This window comes from Pseudomonas sp. VD-NE ins (assembly GCF_031882575.1).
GTDB classification, from domain to species: Bacteria; Pseudomonadota; Gammaproteobacteria; order Pseudomonadales; family Pseudomonadaceae; genus Aquipseudomonas; species Aquipseudomonas fluorescens_BZ.
Map to the genome: position 1 here is coordinate 1,660,069 of NZ_CP134772.1, position 18,565 is coordinate 1,678,633.

15 protein-coding genes are annotated in these 18,565 nt (G+C 58.7%); 9 read left to right on the forward strand and 6 right to left on the reverse strand.

What is annotated here, in order from left to right; translation table 11 throughout:
• The first annotated feature begins 1 nt into the window (after position 1).
• From hrpA to RMV17_RS07300, 4 genes are all read left to right on the forward strand, one after another.
• Positions 2 to 3,913 carry an ATP-dependent RNA helicase HrpA gene (gene hrpA / locus RMV17_RS07285; protein ID WP_311886131.1) on the forward strand — a complete coding sequence of 1,304 codons (3,912 nt, stop codon included), beginning with the start codon at positions 2 to 4 and terminating at the stop codon, positions 3,911 to 3,913.
• Positions 3,914 to 4,161: 248 nt separating this feature from the next.
• A complete protein-coding gene (locus RMV17_RS07290; protein WP_034153197.1) occupies positions 4,162 to 5,283 on the forward strand; it encodes a beta-ketoacyl-ACP synthase III in 1,122 nt (373 codons plus the stop codon).
• Positions 5,284 to 5,419: 136 nt separating this feature from the next.
• Positions 5,420 to 6,031, forward strand: a complete 612-nt coding sequence (locus RMV17_RS07295) for an RNA polymerase sigma factor (RefSeq protein WP_034153198.1) — start codon at positions 5,420 to 5,422, stop codon at positions 6,029 to 6,031.
• Positions 6,025 to 6,264, forward strand: a complete 240-nt coding sequence (locus tag RMV17_RS07300) for an anti-sigma factor (protein ID WP_175555068.1) — start codon at positions 6,025 to 6,027, stop codon at positions 6,262 to 6,264. The genes RMV17_RS07295 and RMV17_RS07300 overlap by 7 nt, the downstream gene beginning before the upstream one ends.
• A 153-nt stretch (positions 6,265 to 6,417) precedes the next feature.
• Here the strand turns inward: RMV17_RS07300 and RMV17_RS07305 are convergent, their stop codons facing one another.
• Positions 6,418 to 7,740: a putative porin gene (locus RMV17_RS07305; protein ID WP_311886132.1), complete on the reverse strand. Its 1,323-nt coding sequence runs from the start codon at positions 7,738 to 7,740 to the stop codon at positions 6,418 to 6,420.
• A 284-nt stretch (positions 7,741 to 8,024) separates the two neighbouring features.
• Here RMV17_RS07305 and RMV17_RS07310 point away from each other — a divergent pair, with 284 nt between their 5' ends.
• Complete coding sequence (locus tag RMV17_RS07310; protein WP_311886133.1) at positions 8,025 to 9,149, forward strand: GNAT family N-acetyltransferase; 1,125 nt, start codon at positions 8,025 to 8,027, stop codon at positions 9,147 to 9,149.
• A 114-nt stretch (positions 9,150 to 9,263) separates the two neighbouring features.
• Here RMV17_RS07310 and aqpZ read toward each other — a convergent pair whose 3' ends face one another.
• The 5 genes from aqpZ to RMV17_RS07335 all read right to left on the reverse strand — a co-directional run bounded on the left by aqpZ (position 9,264) and on the right by RMV17_RS07335 (position 14,494).
• The gene (aqpZ, locus tag RMV17_RS07315) at positions 9,264 to 9,956 is read right to left on the reverse strand and encodes an aquaporin Z (RefSeq protein WP_311886134.1); all 693 of its coding nucleotides are present in this window, start codon (positions 9,954 to 9,956) and stop codon (positions 9,264 to 9,266) included.
• A 308-nt stretch (positions 9,957 to 10,264) separates the two neighbouring features.
• Entirely contained in the window at positions 10,265 to 12,097 is a 1,833-nt protein-coding gene (locus RMV17_RS07320; protein ID WP_311886135.1) for an ABC transporter ATP-binding protein, read from the reverse strand.
• An 88-nt stretch (positions 12,098 to 12,185) separates the two neighbouring features.
• Entirely contained in the window at positions 12,186 to 12,749 is a 564-nt protein-coding gene (locus tag RMV17_RS07325) for a peptidylprolyl isomerase (protein WP_311886136.1), read from the reverse strand.
• 3 nt (positions 12,750 to 12,752) lie between these two features.
• Positions 12,753 to 13,556: an alpha/beta fold hydrolase gene (locus RMV17_RS07330; RefSeq protein ID WP_034153205.1), complete on the reverse strand. Its 804-nt coding sequence runs from the start codon at positions 13,554 to 13,556 to the stop codon at positions 12,753 to 12,755.
• A gap of 14 nt (positions 13,557 to 13,570) precedes the next feature.
• Complete coding sequence (locus RMV17_RS07335) at positions 13,571 to 14,494, reverse strand: LysR family transcriptional regulator (RefSeq protein ID WP_007914443.1); 924 nt, start codon at positions 14,492 to 14,494, stop codon at positions 13,571 to 13,573.
• A 49-nt stretch (positions 14,495 to 14,543) separates the two neighbouring features.
• Here RMV17_RS07335 and RMV17_RS07340 point away from each other — a divergent pair, with 49 nt between their 5' ends.
• From RMV17_RS07340 to RMV17_RS07355, 4 genes are all read left to right on the forward strand, one after another.
• Entirely contained in the window at positions 14,544 to 14,858 is a 315-nt protein-coding gene (locus RMV17_RS07340; RefSeq protein WP_311886137.1) for a 3-phosphoglycerate kinase, read from the forward strand.
• A 231-nt stretch (positions 14,859 to 15,089) separates the two neighbouring features.
• Positions 15,090 to 15,689 carry an FMN-dependent NADH-azoreductase gene (locus RMV17_RS07345; protein WP_034153207.1) on the forward strand — a complete coding sequence of 200 codons (600 nt, stop codon included), beginning with the start codon at positions 15,090 to 15,092 and terminating at the stop codon, positions 15,687 to 15,689.
• A 345-nt stretch (positions 15,690 to 16,034) separates the two neighbouring features.
• Positions 16,035 to 16,901, forward strand: a complete 867-nt coding sequence (locus RMV17_RS07350; protein WP_311886138.1) for a carboxylate/amino acid/amine transporter — start codon at positions 16,035 to 16,037, stop codon at positions 16,899 to 16,901.
• A gap of 150 nt (positions 16,902 to 17,051) precedes the next feature.
• Entirely contained in the window at positions 17,052 to 18,500 is a 1,449-nt protein-coding gene (locus tag RMV17_RS07355; protein ID WP_311886139.1) for a S41 family peptidase, read from the forward strand.
• Positions 18,501 to 18,565 lie beyond the last annotated feature (65 nt).

The window sequence follows — 18,565 nt, forward strand, 5'->3', positions numbered from 1 at the left end:
GATGACCGACGAATCGCCCTCCATCGACAAACTGCTGAAGAACCTTGATCACGCCATGCTCGCCGACCGTCACCGGCTGCGGCGGCAGTTGCTTGAGCTGCGCAAGAAACCTGACGAGGCCAAACTGGCTCAGTGGGTGACGCGCATGCAGGCGTCCTGTGATCAGGTGCTGGCGCGCAAGGCCAGCCTGCCGGTGATTCGTTACGACGACAGTTTGCCGATCGCCGCCAAGCGCGACGAAATCAAAAAGGCGCTGGAAAAACACCAGGTGCTGATCATCGCCGGCGAAACCGGCTCGGGTAAAACCACCCAGTTACCGAAGATCTGTCTGGAAATCGGTCGCGGCCAGCACGGTCTGATCGGCCACACCCAGCCGCGCCGAATCGCCGCACGCAGCGTCGCCAGCCGGGTCGCCGAAGAGCTCGGCACGCCGCTCGGTTCGCTGGTCGGTTATCAGGTGCGTTTCGAGGATCAAAGCGATTCCAATACCCTGATCAAGCTGATGACCGACGGCATCCTGCTCGCGGAAACCCAGAATGATCGCTACCTCGAACGCTACGACACGATCATCGTCGACGAAGCCCACGAACGCAGCCTCAACATCGACTTCCTGCTTGGTTACCTGAAAACCCTGCTGCCGCGTCGCCCGGATCTGAAAGTCATCATCACCTCGGCGACCATCGATCTTGAGCGCTTTTCCAAGCATTTCGATGACGCACCGATTGTTGAGGTGTCGGGTCGCACCTTCCCGGTGGACACCTGGTATCGCCCGCTGACGCTGGAGCAGGACGAAGAGGGCAACCGCGTCGAGGATGACCTGACAGTGGATCAGGCGATCCTCGCCACCCTCGACGAAATCGCCGCCTATGAGCGCAGCGAACGCCGCAGTCCCGGTGACGTGCTGGTGTTCCTGCCCGGCGAGCGTGAGATTCGCGACGCCGCTGACATGCTGCGCAAGGCGCAAATCAAACACACTGAAATCCTGCCGTTGTACGCGCGTCTGTCGCCGGCCGAGCAGCAGCGGATTTTCCAGTCGCACCCGGGGCGTCGTGTGGTGCTGGCGACCAACGTTGCCGAGACTTCGCTGACCGTGCCGGGCATCCGTTACGTGATCGACAGCGGCACCGCGCGCATCAGCCGTTACAGCTATCGCGCCAAGGTCCAGCGTCTGCCGATCGAGGCGATTTCCCAGGCCAGCGCCAACCAGCGTAAAGGCCGTTGCGGTCGGGTCGAGCCGGGCATTTGCATTCGGTTGTACAGCGAAGAAGATTTTAACGGGCGCCCGGAATTTACCGATCCGGAGATTCTGCGCACCAACCTCGCCGCCGTAATCCTGCAAATGCTGCATCTGCGCCTCGGCGAGATCACTGCATTCCCGTTCATCGAGCCGCCGGATGGCAAGGCGATCAGTGACGGTTTCAACCTGCTGCAAGAACTCTCGGCGGTGGATCGCAACAGTCAGTTGACCCCGCTCGGTCGCCAACTTGCGCGCTTGCCGGTCGATCCGCGCATGGGCCGCATGTTGCTCGAAGCGGCCAAGCTCGGCAGCCTGCAGGAAGTATTGATCGTCGCCAGTGCCATGTCGATTCAGGACCCGCGCGAGCGTCCACCGGAGCGTCAGCAAGCGGCCGATCAGGCCCACGCGCAGTGGAAAGATGTCGATTCGGATTTCGCCGGTCTGGTCAATCTGTGGCGGGGTTTTGAAGAGCAGCGCCAGGCGCTGACCGCGAGCCCGTTGCGCAACTGGTGCCGGAAGAACTTCCTCAATTATCTGCGGCTGCGCGAGTGGCGCGACTCCCATCGGCAGTTGAGCCTGATCTGCCGCGACATGCAGTTGAGCCTGAATAAAGAGCCGGCGGATTACCCGAAACTGCACAAAGCGGTATTGGTCGGCCTGCTCAGCCAGATCGGTCAGAAAACCGAGGACGGCGATTATCTCGGCGCACGTCAGCGGCGTTTCTGGATTCATCCGTCGTCGGGCATTGGCAAGAAGCGTCCGCAATGGCTGATGACCGCCGAACTGGTGGAAACCACCAAGCTTTACGCGCGCATGGTCGCCAAGATCGACGCCGACTGGATCGAGCCGCTGGCCGGACATCTGATCAAGAAAAACCATTTCGAACCGCACTGGGAGAAGAAGCGCGGCCAGGTCGTGGCGTTCGAACAGATCACCTTGTTCGGGCTGATCGTGGTCGGCCGCCGACCGGTGCATTACGGCCCGGTGGACCCGGTGGTTTCTCGCGAATTGTTTATCCGCGAAGGCCTGGTGCGCGGCGAGATTCAGTCGAAAGCCAAATGCCTGACCGCCAACCAGCAACTGCTCGAACAGCTCGACGAACTGGAAGCCAAGGCCCGTCGTCGCGACATTCTCGCCGACGAAGAAACCTTGTACGCGTTCTACGATGCGCGGCTGCCGGCGGAGATTCACCAGACCGCGACCTTCGACAGCTGGTACCGCATCAACAGCCAGAAGAACCCGCAACTGCTGATCATGCGCGAAGAAGACGTGCTGGCCCGCGAGGCCAGTGAAGTCACTGCGCGCGATTACCCGGACACGCTGCACATCGGCGATCTGGAACTGGCACTGACCTACCACTTCGAACCCAATCACCCGCGTGACGGTGTGACCTTGCGCGTGCCGGCGCCGCTGTTGCCGATGCTGCCGCCGGAGCGCCTGGAATGGCTGGTACCGGGGCTGATCGAGGCCAAGTGCATCGCTCTTGTGCGCAACCTGCCGAAGGCCTTGCGCAAGAACTTCGTACCGGTGCCGGACTTCATCAAAGCCGCGTTGCAGCGCATGACTTTCGGCGACGGTTCGTTGCCGCAGGCGCTGGGTCGCGAATTGCTGCGCATGACCGGCGCGCGGGTCAGCGATGAGGCATGGGCAGAAGCTGAGCAAGGGGTTGAAGGGCATCTGCGGATGAACCTGGAAATCGTCGATGGCCAAGGCAAATTCCTCGGTGAAGGTCGAGATCTGGCCGAACTGACGGCGCGGTTTGCCGAAGCCAGTCAGGCTGCGCTGGCGGTGCCGCAGAGTGCGAAAAGTCAGCAACCGGTGGAGGCGAAAGTCTTCGCGCCAGTGGCAGAAAAGACTCAACAGAAGATCGCCGGGCTGTCGATGACGGTGTATCCGGCGCTGGTTGAAGAGGGCGGCACGGTCAAGGAAGGGCGCTTCTCGACACCGGCAGAGGCCGAGTTCCAGCATCGTCGCGCCTTGCAGCGGTTGTTGATGCAGCAACTGGCAGAGCCGGCCAAATTCCTGCGCGGCAAGTTGCCGGGGCAGACTGAATTGGGCTTGCTCTATCGCGAGCTGGGCCGGGTTGATGCGCTGGTCGAAGACATTTTGCTGGCCAGTCTCGATAGCTGCATTCTCGAAGGTGAAGACCCGTTGCCCCGTGATGGCGCCGGGTTGGCGGCATTGGCCGAGCGCAAACGTGGCAACTGGACCGAGCATGCCGAACGCGTGGCCCGGTTGACCCTGGAGATTCTCAAACTGTGGCACGGTCTGCAAAAACGCTTCAAGGGCAAGATTGATCTGGCCCAGGCTGTGGCGCTGAATGACATCAAGCAGCAAATCAACAATCTGGTGTATCCGGGTTTTGTCCGCGAGACGCCGATGCAGTGGCTCAAAGAGTTGCCGCGTTACCTGAAGGCGGTCGAGCAGCGTTTCGAAAAACTTGGTGCGCAGGTGCAGAAGGATCGCGTCTGGAGCGGTGAGCTCGCCGGCCTCTGGGCGCAATACCAGACTCGCGCGGCGAAACATGCCCAGGAAGGCAAACGCGACCCGCAACTTGAGCTGTACCGCTGGTGGCTGGAGGAATACCGGGTGTCGCTGTTCGCTCAGCAGTTGGGCACCAAAGTCCCGATCTCCGATAAACGCCTGAACAAGCAGTGGACCCAGGTCGAACTGTAACGTTGATCGTTCCCACGCTCCTGCGTGGGAACGATCATCCGTGTTGATCTTGAGAAAGGCGCCAAAAGTCCACGTTTATGGCAAACTTCGCGACCATAAACACCGGTTTCGCGACCCAGAGCCTTCGGCCGTGGTGCGAGACGGGATAAAGCGATGCCAGGTTTGCGTCCCCCGGATGGGAATAGACCCTTTGTGTGTTGGTACGACGGTTCCAGCACTTTCTGCCTGAACAGATTAGAGAAACGACCATGCATAACGTCGTCATCAGCGGCACCGGCCTGTACACCCCGGCCAACAGCATCTCCAACGAAGAGCTGGTGCAGTCTTTCAACGCCTACGTCGCCCAGTTCAACGCCGACAACGCCCAAGCCATTGCCAGCGGCGAAGTCCAGGCCCTGACCGAATCCAGCGCCGCGTTCATCGAAAAAGCCTCGGGCATCAAGAGCCGCTTTGTCATGGACAAGGACGGCATCCTCGATCCACAACGCATGGCACCACGCCTGCCGGAGCGTTCCAACGACGAATGGTCGGTGCTCTGCCAGATGGCCATCGGCGCTGCCGAACAAGCCCTGCAACGCGCCGGCAAAACCGCCGCTGATATCGACGGCGTGATCGTTGCCTGCTCCAACCTGCAACGTGCTTACCCGGCCATCGCCATCGAAGTCCAGGAAGCTCTGGGCATTCAGGGCTTCGGTTTCGACATGAACGTGGCCTGCTCCTCGGCGACTTTCGGCATTCAGGCCGCCGCCAACAGCGTGCAGCTGGGCCAGGCTCGGGCGATCCTGATGGTCAACCCGGAAGTCTGCACCGGGCACCTGAACTTCCGCGACCGCGACAGCCACTTCATCTTCGGCGACGCCGCGACTGCGGTGATCATCGAGCGTGCTGACACCGCGACGTCCAAGCACCAGTTCGACGTGGTCAGCACCAAGCTACTGACCAAGTTCTCCAACAACATCCGCAACAACTTCGGCTTCCTCAACCGCGCAGCGGAAGAGGGCGTTGGTGCTCGCGACAAGCTGTTCGTGCAGGAAGGCCGCAAGGTGTTCAAGGATGTCTGCCCGATGGTCGCCGAGCTGATTGGTGAACATCTGCAAGAGAACCAGCTCAACGTCGGCGACGTGAAGCGCTTCTGGCTGCACCAGGCCAACCTGAGCATGAACCACCTGATCGTGCGCAAACTGCTGGGTCGTGAAGCCACCGAGGAAGAAGCGCCGGTGATTCTCGACACCTACGCCAACACCAGCTCCGCAGGTTCGGTCATTGCTTTCCACAAATATCAGGACGATCTGGCTGCCGGTTCGCTGGCAGTGTTGAGCTCGTTCGGTGCGGGCTATTCGATCGGCAGCGTGATTCTGCGCAAGCGTTGAAAAGGGTTTAATTTCCCCTTAATCGCGCCGACCTTTCCTACATCCGAATCGGCTCAAACGCTGTAATTTTTCGGAAATGGCGGCAGGTGAAGACCTGCCGCATTCATTTTCGGAAACGGTACAAGGGGATTGAAGGATGGCGGCTGACGACACCCAACTGCTTTCGCGCCTGCTGGCCGGTGAGCAACAGGCTTTCAAGGAACTGGTGACGACGTATCAGAGCGCCATGCGCGCCGTGGCGTATGCGATTGTCGGCCAGCGCCACGTTGAAGAAGTGGTGCAGGACGCCTGGCTATCGGTGGTGCGCCACATCGCCAGCTTCGAAGGCCGTTCCAGTCTGAAAACCTGGCTGCTGACCATCACGGCCAACTCGGCCAAAAGTCGTTACAAACTAAATCGCCGTGAAGTGTTGATGGATGATCTGCCTTCGCCCCACGGCACCATCGATGACGACCGCTTTTCTCCCGGTGACGGCCATTGGCTGGTCGCTCCGTTCGCCTGGCACCAGGACACACCGGAAGCGCTGCTGACCGAGAGCGAATTGCGCGACTGTCTCGAACACACCTTGTTGAATCTATCGGAATTGCAAAGCAGCGTTTTGCTGCTGCGCGAGCGTCAGGGACTGGAGCTGGAGGAGATCTGTAATCTTCTGGAGATCTCGCTCTCCAATGTCCGTGTGCTGCTGCATCGTGCGCGGCTGAAAGTCTTCGCGACCGTGGAGCATTTTGAGGAGACCGGGGAATGCTGACCTGTAAGGAACAAGTGGCGCGCTCCAGCGACTATCTTGATGGCCAATTGAGCTTTCGCGAAAAGCTGATGGTGCGTCATCACCTGATGTTTTGCCCGAACTGCCGGCGTTTCATTCGCCAGATGCGTTTGATGCAAGCCACCTTGAAGGCGATGCCGGAGAAACCGGAGGACGGGGTGGATGCGCTGGCTGAGCGTCTGGCCGAGCAACGACGAAAAGATAATCCCCTGTAGGAGCTGCCGAAGGCTGCGATCTTTTGATCTTTGAAAACAAGATCAAAAGATCGCAGCCTTCGGCAGCTCCTACATAGGAAATAGCCCGGCGCGGGTGAAACGAACGGATGATGGGGATCGTCCCGCCCGCACCGGGCTAAAGGGTGAAGCGTTTTAGAACTTGGCTTCCGCATCCAGCTGCAGGGTGTTGGCGTCCGCATCACGCTGGGTTCGGCTGGCGAAGTCGGCCTTGGTCAGGAAGTACGTAGCGCCAATGGCGAAGTTCTTGTCGATGTCGTAACCGACCTTGAACTTGTGACCACGGGAACCGGTGGTGCCGTTGGCGAAGTCGGAGTCGGTGAAGGCGCCGACCACGGCGTTGCGCTGCACGTCACGATAGTTGTAATCGAGGTTCAGGCCGAAGACTTTCGACTTGGCGCCCAACAGCCATGCGGTGTCCTGATCGGTCACGGCATCGTTGTTCTTCACGTACTGACCGTAGAACGACAGTGGCATTGGCAGGCCGCCGATGTCGACCTGGCTGAACCCTTCATACAGACGGAATTCGTTGTTGGCCGAGTTGCCGTTGACTGCCAGCGCACATGGTGTGGAAGTGCCGGTGCAGCGGCTGTCTTCGTCGTTCTGGTAGGCGTACACACTGCCGCCCACGGTTACTTTCAGGTTGTCGGTGATGTTGAAGCGGCTACCCAACTGGCCAGCGGTCAGACGCAGGTCGTGACGGAATTGCACGCCGTCGCCGTCGACGTTGTCCTTGAGGTTGTAGTTACCCAGGCTGCCGAACAGTTCGGCGCTGCTGCCCAATGGGTATTTGTAGGTAACGGCCAGACCTTCCGGGTTGATGTCGCTATCCCAGATCACGTCGCCCATGCTGACCCACGGTTGCAGCATCTTGCCGCCGATGATGTGCAGGTTCTTGATCTGGTCAGGGTGGTAGTCGATGTAGCCCAGGTCGAGCCAGATCTGCTTCTTGTCGAAGTAGTTGTCCTGGTCCTGGTTAGTCGAACGGGCATCGTCGCCGCCGCCGGTGGCGATACGGATGCCGGTGTCGACCTGCGGGTTGATCTCGGTGTAGGCACCCAGGCGGGCACGGATGCGCTGACGATCCTTGTCGCGGCCGCCGTTGTTCGGTTCGCCGTCGATCTTGATGGTTTCCTGACGGATACGCACATCACCCTTGAACTGGGTTTTCGCAGCCCAGGCGAGTTTCTGGTCGAAGACGCTTTGTTCGTTGGTTTTCTTCGCAACAGCGGCGACTTGTTCGTTGGTCTCTTGCTGCGCCTGCTGGGCGATTTGCTGAGCCTTCTGATCCTTGGCCAGTTCAGTTTGCAGTTCGATGTACTGCGCCTGGGAAATGGAACCGTTAGCCTTGAGCATGTCGAGCAGTTTGGCGTCGACTGCAGCACTGGCCGGAACACTCATGGCCAGCAACAAGCCACCGCACAGGGCCGCCGCAGTTTTCGTGGAAGCAAGACGCATAGCAATCTCCGAAGATGAGAGGGGATGGCAAAACCATCCGGGGCACAACCGACGATTTGGTTTGTCGGAAAACAGTGTCCGGGTAGAACCCGGCGCTCTAAAAACAGGCGCCAGTATCGCGATGGTTTATGACAGAGCAGTGGCACAGTGATGGCAGGTTGATGACGATATCGATTCGCCCTGAACTATTGATCTAGAGCGCTGTCGGCCGATTACGGGTGTGCAATGCCGCGCAATCGGCGATACTCGCCGGGCGCTGAAGTCCTGTTGTGGAGAGCTTGTTGATGCCGTTGCAACGCCTGCAAAACCTGTCGCAAATCGCTCCCGCAAGTTGGGATGCGCTGGTACCTGAAACCCAGCCATTTCTGCGCCATGCCTTTCTCAGTGCGCTGGAAGACAGTGGTAGCGTTGGCCCCCACACTGGCTGGCAAGCTGAGCATTTGCTGCACATCGAAGATGGTCGGCTGATCGCCGCACTGCCCAGTTACCGCAAGTGGCATTCCTACGGCGAGTACGTGTTCGATCACGGCTGGGCCGACGCCTGCGCCCGCGCCGGCATCGATTACTACCCCAAGCTTTTGACGGCTGTGCCATTCAGTCCGGTGAGCGGCCCGCGCCTGCTGGCGGCCAATGTCGAAGACGGTTTCGAACTGCTCAAGAGCCTGCCCGGCTACCTGGAGATCGAAGGGCTTTCCAGCGCGCACATCAACTTCACCGACGCTTTCACCGATGCTGCGATGGCCGAACAACCGGGCTGGCTGCAGCGCATTGGCTGTCAATATCACTGGCAGAATCGCGGGTATCGCGACTTTCAGGATTTCCTCGACGTGCTCAGTTCGCGCAAGCGCAAGCAGATGCGCAAGGAACGCGAGCAGGTGGCGGGGCAGGGCTTTGAATTTGAGTGGCTGGAGGGGCGCGAGCTGGACGAGGCGCAGTGGGATTTTGTCTACGCCTGTTACGCCAATACCTATGCAGTACGTCGGCAAACGCCATATCTGACGCGAGAGTTTTTCAGTCTGCTGGCCGAGCGCATGCCCGAGGCGATTCGCGTGGTGCTGGCCAAACAGGGCTCACGGCCGGTGGCGATGGCGTTCAGTCTGGTGGGTGGCGACAGTTTCTACGGACGCTATTGGGGCTGTCTGGCGGAGTTTGATCGGCTGCACTTCGAGACGTGTTTTTATCAGGGTATGGATTACGCGATCGCGCAGGGGTATCAGCGTTTCGATGCCGGTGCTCAGGGCGAGCACAAGTTGATTCGCGGGTTCGAGCCGGTGATCACCCATTCGTGGCATTACTTGCGCCATCCGGGGTTGAAAGCGGCGGTGAAAGACTTCCTGCAACAGGAACGTGCCGGCATCCTCGCCTATGCCGAAGAAGCCAAAACAGCCTTGCCCTATCGCCAGACATAGACCCTGTGGGAGCGAGCTTGCTTGCGAAAGCGGTGTTTCAGTGACATGGATATCAGCTGACACACCGCCTTCGCGAGCAAGCTCGCTCCCACATTTGTTTTGTGTATGCCTTGGCTACTCTTCCTTGCCCAACCAGCGATAAACCCCGCCACCGACCACCGCGCCAATCAACGGCGCGACCCAGAACATCCACAACTGCGCGATCGCCCAGCCGCCGACCATCAACGCCGGGCCGGTACTGCGCGCCGGATTTACGGAAGTATTGGTGACGGGAATCGAGATCAGATGTATCAACGTCAGGCCCAGGCCGATGGCGATCGGTGCCAGTCCCGGCGGTGCGCGTCTATCGGTGGCGCCGAGGATGATGATCACAAACATTGCGGTCATCACGAGCTCAGTGACAAACCCCGCCGCCATCGAGCATTTGCCTGGCGAGTGTTCGCCATAACCGTTGGACGCCAGGCCGGTGGCGATATCGAAGCCCTCCTTGCCGCTGGCGATGTGCGCGATCAGCGCCGCCGCGAGAATCGCGCCGAGCACTTGGGCAATGATGTAAGCGGGCAACTCCTTGGCCGGAAACCGACCGCCGACGAACAGACCGACCGAGACGGCCGGGTTGAGATGACAGCCGCTGATGTGGCCGATGGCGAATGCCATGGTCAACACCGTCAGACCAAACGCCAAGGCCACCCCCAGCACCCCGATTCCCAGCGGTGAAGACGCGGCGATCACCGCGCTGCCGCAACCACCCAATACCAACCAGAACGTACCCAACAACTCAGTGACTGAACGTTTGAACAGAGACATGAGAGGCGTCCTTGATAGCCCTGCTATCGAGACTGCATCGAGTTGTGCATCCTTGCAGACTTACGACAGGTTCCGTTCCGGAACCTTGGCTGAGTACAGCAGGGATTTGGTGGATTTCCAGCGGTCACAAAAAACCGCCAGCGCCCGTGGTTAAAGGGCTGTGGCGGTTTTATCCAGTCGGGACTGCGCAAATCCCCTGTGGGAGCGAGCCTGCTCGCGAAAGCGGTGTATCCGTCAACATCAATGGGACTGACAGACTGCTTTCGCGAGCAGGCTCGCTCCCACAGGATTTGCGTCGGGCAGAACTGTCAGTCGATGCCGACAAACCCTCCGGTCTGATGCGCCCATAGCCGTGCATACAGACCGCGATGGGCCAACAGCTCGGCATGGGTGCCGCTCTCGGCAATCTTGCCGTTCTCCAGCACCACCAGCCGATCCATACGCGCGATCGTCGAGAGCCGGTGCGCAATCGCGATCACGGTTTTGCCCTGCATCAGGGTTTCCAGGCTTTCCTGAATCGCCGCTTCGACTTCCGAATCCAGTGCCGAGGTCGCTTCGTCCATGATCAGGATCGGCGCGTCCTTGAGCAACACCCGCGCAATCGCGATGCGCTGACGTTGGCCACCGGACAGTTTCACCCCGCGCTCACCGACGTGCGCGTCAAACCCGGTGCGCCCTTCGGCGTCCGACAGCAGCGGAATGAACTCATCGGCGCGCGCCTTGTGCACCGCATCCCACAACTCGGCGTCGGTCGCATCCGGTTTGCCGTACAGCAAGTTATCGCGGATCGAACGGTGCAGTAGCGAGGTGTCCTGGGTGATCATGCCGATCCGCGCACGCAGACTTTCCTGGCCGACTTCGGCGATGTTCTGGCCGTCGATCATAATCCGTCCGCCCTCGACGTCGTACAAGCGCAGCAACAGGTTGACCAGCGTCGATTTACCGGCGCCGGACGGCCCGATCAAACCGATTTTCTCACCCGGTTTGATGTTCAGATTAAGGTCGCCGATGATGCCGCGCTTCTTGCCGTAGTGAAAATCCACGTGCTCGAAACGCACTTCGCCACGGGCGACTTCCAGCGGTTTGGCCTGCTCGTGATCGGTGACGCTGACCGGTTGCGAAATGGTCTGTAAGCCGTCCTGGACCATGCCGATGTTTTCGAAAATGCCGGTGACCACCCACATGATCCAGCCGGACATGTTGACGATGCGAATCACCAGACCGGTTGCCAGGGCAATCGCCCCGACAGTGATCAGCGATTGCGTCCACAGCCACAAGGCCAGGCCCGTGGTGCCGACGATCAACAGGCCGTTCATGGTGGTAATGGCGATGTCCATGCTGGTCACAACGCGGCCCGCCAGTTGGGCTTTTTCGGTTTGTTCTTCGATTGCTTCGCGGGCGTATTGCTGCTCGTAATTGGTATGGGCGAACAGCTTCAGGGTGGCGATATTGGTGTAACCATCGACGATCCGCCCCATCAGTTTGGAGCGTGCATCGGAGGACACCACCGAGCGCTCCTTGACCCGCGGCACGAAGTAACAGAGCGCGCCAATGTAAGCGGCGATCCACGTCAGCAACGGAATCATCAGGCGCCAGTCCGCCTCGGCGAACAGCACCAGCGAGCTGATCGCGTAGATCAGCACATGCCACAACGCATCCACTGCTTGCACCGCAGAGTCACGTAGCGAGTTGCCCGTCTGCATGATGCGTTGGGCGATACGACCAGCGAAGTCATTCTGGAAAAAGTTAAGGCTCTGCTTGAGCACGTAGCTGTGGTTCTGCCAGCGAATCATGCTGGTCATGCTCGGGCTCAGGGTCTGGTGCACCAGCAGGTCGTGCAGGCCGACAAAGACCGGGCGCAAGATCAGCGCGACCACGGCCATCCAGGCCAATTCCAGGCCATGCTCCTGAAAGAAATTCGGATTCGGTGCACCTTGGGCGAGGTCAATGATGCGACTGAGGTAGCTGAACAACGCCACTTCGATCAAGGCGCCGAACAGTCCGACGGTGAGCAGGGCGGCAAAACTCGGCCAGACCTGCTTCAGGTAATAGGTGTAGAAGGGCAGCACGCGATCCGGCGGGGATGCCGTGGGGGCGTCGCGGAACACGTCGATCAGTTGTTCGAAACGGCGATAGAGCATCAGATAACCGCCCGGAGTACGGGCTCTCCTTTTATCGGTGTGAGCGGCGTGAGATTGAATTCATGCCGCTCGATACGCCCTGTACAGCTTAGTCGATGACTTTGGCCGACTTGATGATCACAGGGTCGACAGGCACGTTTTGCATGCCGCTTTTAGTGGTGGTTTGCGAGTTGACGATGACGTCGACCACGTCCATGCCCTTGACAACTTTGGCGAACACCGCGTAACCGGCGTCACGGCCCGGATCAAGGAACGCGTTGTCAGCCACGTTGATGAAGAACTGGCTGGTGGCCGAATCCGGGTTGGAGGTGCGCGCCATCGACAAGGTGCCGCGAACGTTGTGCAGGCCATTGCTGGCTTCGTTCTTGATCGGTGCCTTGGTGTCTTTCTGTTGCATCTGCTGGGTGAAGCCGCCGCCCTGAGCCATGAAGCCCGGGATCACGCGGTGGAAAATGGTGTTGGTGTAGAAACCGCTGTTGACGTAATCGAGAAAGTTCTTGGTACTGATCGGCGCCTTGACCGGGTCCAGTTCGATTTCGATCTGGCCGTTGGTGGTGTCCAGCAGCACGTGCGGTGCTTTGACCGGCGTGGCAGCCATCAGGTTGGCGGCAAACAGCACAGTACCAGCGGCGAGGGCGAGTTTTTTCAGCATGGGTCAGTGATCCTGAGATTGAATATCGGCTGCGGCGAGAAACTCCAGCAGCGTTTGGTTGAAGCGTTCGGGTTGATCGAGCGGGGTGGCGTGGCGTGAATCGGCGATCACCACCAGCCGCGCATTCGGCAGCAGTTTTACATAGGTTTCTTTCAGTGCGACCGGTGTGTAGTCACGGTCGGCGCTGATGACGAGCGTTGGACAGGACACTCGGGAAAGTCGTTCCTGAACCCCCCAGCCAACAATTGCATCGAAGCTGGCGAGATAAGCACGTTTGTCGTTTTTTGCCCAGCGTTCGGCCATTTTCTGCCGTAGATCGGCTTGTTCCGGTTTCGGAAAAAGTTTGCCGCCGAGGGCTTTGCCGATGCTGGCGAGGCTGAGCAGTCGCATCAGGCTCCAGCGTTTGAACCACTGCCAGTAGTCGTCGCGGCTGCGGATTTTGACTTCGGGTGCGCTGTTGACGATGGTCAGGCTCTTGAGCTGGTCAGGATGATCGACGCCAAACTGGAAGCCGATCATCCCGCCCATCGACAGCCCGACGTAATGCACCGGGCCAAGATTCAGATGCTCGATCAGCGCCAGCATATCGGCACTGAAACCGGCGATGCTGTAGCGCTCGCGCGGTTTGTCCGAGCGCCCGTGACCACGGATATCCGGGACGATCACCCGATAGTGCGCGGCCAGGGCCGGGATCTGCATTTCCCAGTCCAGGGTGCTCGAACCAAGCCCGTGAACCAGCAGCAACGGCGCGCCGTGGCCATATTCCTCGTAGTGCAAGTTGCAACCTTCATGTTCGAACCAGGCCATCGGTGAACTCCGTGTCAGGCTTGTTCAGGTGCGGCGAACGGTGCATCCAGCGGCAAGGTGTCGAAGGTACGCAGCAGTTCGATGAGGATTTGCGTGGCCGGGCCCAAGGGTTTGTCCTTGTTCGAATACAGATAGAAGCTGGAATTGCGGTTGCCGCCCCTGTCCAACGGTAGCAGCTTGAGCGAACCATCTTTCAGTTCTCGTTCGATCATGTGCCGGGGCAGCCAGGCAAAACCGAGGCCGCTGCTGACGAACGTGGCCGCCGTGGCGAGGCTGCCGACAGTCCAGCGCTGTTCGGCGCCGAGCCAGCCGACATCCCGTGGTTGCTGGCGGCCGGAGTCGCGGATCACCACCTGCATCTGTGTTTCCAGATCCTGAAAACTCAGTTCGCGATTGAGCCGATGCAGCGGGTGATCGGGGTGGGCGACGGCGACAAACTCGACATCGCTCAATTCCGCGCCGAGATAACCGGGAATGCTCAGGCCAGTGATGGCCAGATCGGCCACGCCTTCAAGCAGCACTTCTTCGACACCCGACAATACTTCCTCACGCAGACGCACGCGGCAGCCGCGACTCTGTGGCATGAACGCGGTCAACGCGCGGACGATGCGCGCACTTGGATAGGCGGCGTCGACCACCAGCCGCACTTCGGCTTCCCAGCCTTGCTCCATGTGATGGGCAAGATCTTCCAGTTGACTGGCCTGTTTCACCAATTGCCGCGAACGGCGCAGCAATACGCCACCGGCTTCGGTGAGCACGGCTTTACGCCCGTCGATGCGCAGCAACGGCACGCCGAGTTGGTCCTGCATGCGGGCGACGGTGTAACTCACCGACGATTGCGAACGGTGCAAGGCCTCGGCGGCCTGGGCGAATCCGCCGTGGTCGACCACGGCCTGCAATGTTCGCCATTGATCAAGGGTCACGCGGGGCGCTTTCATCAATAGCTCCTCTTGTCCTAAGCTGGCCGTCCCTCATGGAGACTGCCGAATGAAAAAATTCTGTTGTGTGCTGCTGGCGCTGCTTCCGCTGACCGCTTTTGCTTATCCGATTGATGTGCAGAAAGATCTCAACGGCATGAAGATCGATTACGAGCCTTACGACACCGACAATGACATCGGCTCCATTCGAGTGGCCAACTACGGTGACGTCGATGCAGTGTGCAAGGCCGTCTTCAACAATGGCCCGGAAGCACCGCGCACCCGCACAATCGATGTACCGGCCGGCAAACATAAAAACGCCACGGCCAAGTTCACCCGCGAGATCATCAAGCTGCGCATCACACTGACCTGTACTCCGAAATAACACCATATTTACCTGTGGGAGCGAGCCTGCTCGCGAAGGCGTAGTGTCAGTCGACACATTTTCTGACCGATATACCGCCTTCGCGAGCAGGCTCGCTCCCACAGGATACAAACTGCATCTAAACGAATTATTCGATGCTTTGCAGCAATTATTTGCGCTTTTTCATCGATTCGACTCTGTTTAACCTTCACTCCATCGACTTACAACATTCTCGGATGGAGGCTACACACCATGTCCCGCGTTCTGATCATCGAAAGCAGCGCCCGCCAGCAAGACTCGGTATCCCGTCAACTGACCCAGACCTTTATCAGTCAGTGGAAAGCGGCGCACCCGGCCGATCAGATCACCGTGCGTGACCTCGCCGTGAACCCGGTGCCGCACCTGGACAGCAACCTGCTGGGCGGCTGGATGAAACCCGCCGAGCAACGCAACAACAGCGAGCAAGCGTCGCTGGATCGTTCCAACGAATTGACCGATGAATTGCTTGCCGCCGACGTGCTGGTGATGGCGGCGCCGATGTACAACTTTGCGATCCCGAGCACCCTCAAGGCCTGGCTCGACCACGTACTGCGTGCCGGCGTGACCTTCAAGTACACCGAAACCGGCCCGCAAGGTCTGCTCAGCGGCAAACGTGCCTACGTGCTCACCGCTCGCGGCGGCATCTACGCCGGCGGCCCGGCAGATCATCAGGAACCGTACCTGCGTCAGGTCATGGGCTTCATCGGCATCAACGACGTGACGTTCATTCACGCCGAGGGCATGAACCTCGGTGGCGACTTTCAGGAGAAGGGCCTGAATCAGGCCAATGCCAAGCTGTCCCAGGTCGCTTGATAGGTTAATCCCCAGATAATCGCCGATTGTTTAAGTGACCTGGCGCAACCCCTTCAAGGCTCTACGCGCATCGAACCTCCCTTTGCACTAGTTGCTCCTGAGTGCTGTAGCCCGATTGAACGCTTTAGCGAGATCGGGCTTTTTTTTGCCCGTGATTCGTTGAATGTCATCAGATCCTTGTGGGAGCGAGCTTGCTCGCGAAAGCGATATTTCATTCAGCGACGATGTTTACTGACACGGCCTCTTCGCGAGCAAGCTCGCTCCCACAGGAATCGGTGTTGTTCGAGGGTTCGCGGTCTTGCGCAAAAACCGCTATCGTCGCCGCCATTCGATTTCGAGGCGAGCATGGGCTATCTACTTTTTGTCACGCTGATCCAGGCGTTTTCCTTCAGTCTGATCGGCGAATACCTGGCCGGTCACGTCGACAGTTATTTCGCGGTGCTGGTGCGCGTCGTGCTGGCGGGGCTGGTGTTCATTCCGTTGACCCGCTGGCGCTCTGTCGAACCTTCGTTCATGCGCGGCATGCTGGTGATCGGCGCGTTGCAGTTCGGTGTGACTTACGTTTGCCTCTATCTGAGCTTCCGTGTGCTGACGGTGCCCGAGGTGTTGCTGTTCACCATCCTCACACCGCTGCACGTGACACTGATCGAAGATGCGCTGAACCGACGCTTCAACCCGTGGGCGCTGATCGCTGCGCTGGTGGCGGTGAGCGGGGCGGCGGTGATTCGTTTCGACAGCGTCAGTCCGGACTTCTTCATGGGCTTCCTGCTGCTGCAACTGGCCAACTTCACCTACGCGGCGGGGCAGGTGATGTACAAGCATCTGGTGGCGAAACACCCGAGCGACCTGCCGCATTACCGCCGTTTCGGCTTCTTCTACCTCGGCGCGCTGGCGGTGGTGCTGCCGGCATTCCTGATGTTCGGCAAAGCCAACTTCCTCCCGGAAGCGCCGCTGCAATGGGGCGTGTTGCTGTTCCTCGGCCTGGTCTCGACCGCGCTGGGCATGTACTGGTGGAACAAAGGGGCGTGCATGGTCAACGGCGGCACGTTGGCGGTGATGAACAATTTGCATGTGCCGGTGGGATTGCTGCTGAACTTGCTGATCTGGAATCAGCATGAGGAACTGGGACGGTTGTTGCTTGGCGGGAGTGTGATACTGGCAGCCGTGTGGATCAGCCGGTTGGGGAACAGGCACGTTCCTCAATCAAGGTAGGCATCGTCGTTGGCGCAGGATTTGATTTTGATGGACCAAGGAACACCACAACCGGTGGTAACGAACCTTGCGGGCATTCATGGACAACCGGACTAAAGGATTGACTGCGTGAGATGTGCGTACTGCACAGTGATTTTGGCTGCTTCCCTAGTGGGCAGCCTGACGGAGTTTGGCTATATAGGAGTGACTCAGGGTTCTGTATTTGCTGATGAGGCGAGCACGAATAGATTTGCAGAGTCGGCAATCAGAGACCTTTCTGCCGTTCACCAACTTATAGTCACCTCTCATCCGGGTGCCATAGATAAAGAAAATACAAATTTTGCTGGCTGGGTTGAATACGGGTATTTGCAAGCAAAGAAACTCAGCCTGCTTGTCAGCTCAAGAAGGGATGCTCAAGCTGTTCTGGGTTTTTATATTTCAGGCTTCAAGGATGGCCATGTAGGTATTTATCATTCTGAAAAAGGCAGATCTTCGTGGGCCGGTTTTATCTTGGACAAGAGAGGGGAGGACTTCGTTGTCAGTCATGTTGCAAAGGGCTGGCCAGCCTCCTTGCCTCCAATCGGTTCCAGCGTCCTCTCATGTGACGGGAAAGAGCTCCATGAAATATTGGCTGATGAGATATCACCCTATGTCGATCGCAGACTGGATCTGAAATCTACCTGGAATCATTTGGCCAAGCATTTGACTGTTGATGATGCGGACTATCCTGTGCTGGGCAGAAAACCGGCGAGCAACTGTCAAGTTGTTCTGCCGAGCGGACTAAAGCAAAACTTTGATCTGCTGTGGCTGGAGGATAGCGGGCAATTGGCGGATTTTCTGCTTCAGCCTCAACCGCCTCAGACTGTCCAGAACCTCGGGGGTGGACGGTATTGGGTGCATGCGTCGAATTTCGCACCTTCGGCGGACGAGAATGCGTCCCTCGAAAAAATGCTTGAGGCTCTCGAAAGAATCGATAATGCCCAGTTGGTTGTACTTGATACGCGCGGTAATCGAGGTGGCAACAGCCTGGTCGGGATCAGGATTCTCTCGGCTTTGTTGGGTGACAAATATGTCAAAAGTCTGGATCGATCCTCCCGTTCGTATGCAATGTGGCGAGTTTCGCCTCTTGCACTTTCAACGCTCAACAATGCCCTGGCCAGTACGGAACGCGATTACGGAAAGAGCAGCGATGCCTACACGTTTGTTGCAGGCTTGCGTGAATCGATGAACGTTGCGCTGGTTGAGAACAGAGAGTGGTTGCAACAGCCCGATACGTCTTCGCTCGAGCATGACCGTTCGAAAGATTCAAACCACAAGAATTTCAGGGGCCGACTTGTGCTGGTGACGGATTCGTTCTGTGCGAGTGCTTGTCTGGATTTTGCAGATACCGTTCTAGCTGTTCCTGGAGCGATCCACTTTGGGTTACCGACGAGTGCTGACACGGTGTACATCGATATCGGTGCTGAGGTTCTACCGAGCGGGGCCCAGTTCTGGTTGCCGTTGAAAGTCTGGAGAGGTCGAGTGCGGGGAAATAATCAAAGCTATGATCCGCGATATGTTTTCGATGGCGACATAAATGACACGGCTGCTGTTCAAAAATGGGTTCTTGGTCATTTTTGAACAGACAGTTCCTTGCCCCCGGTAACTCGCAACAGTTCGGCAGACGTTACCGGAGGAGATTGTGG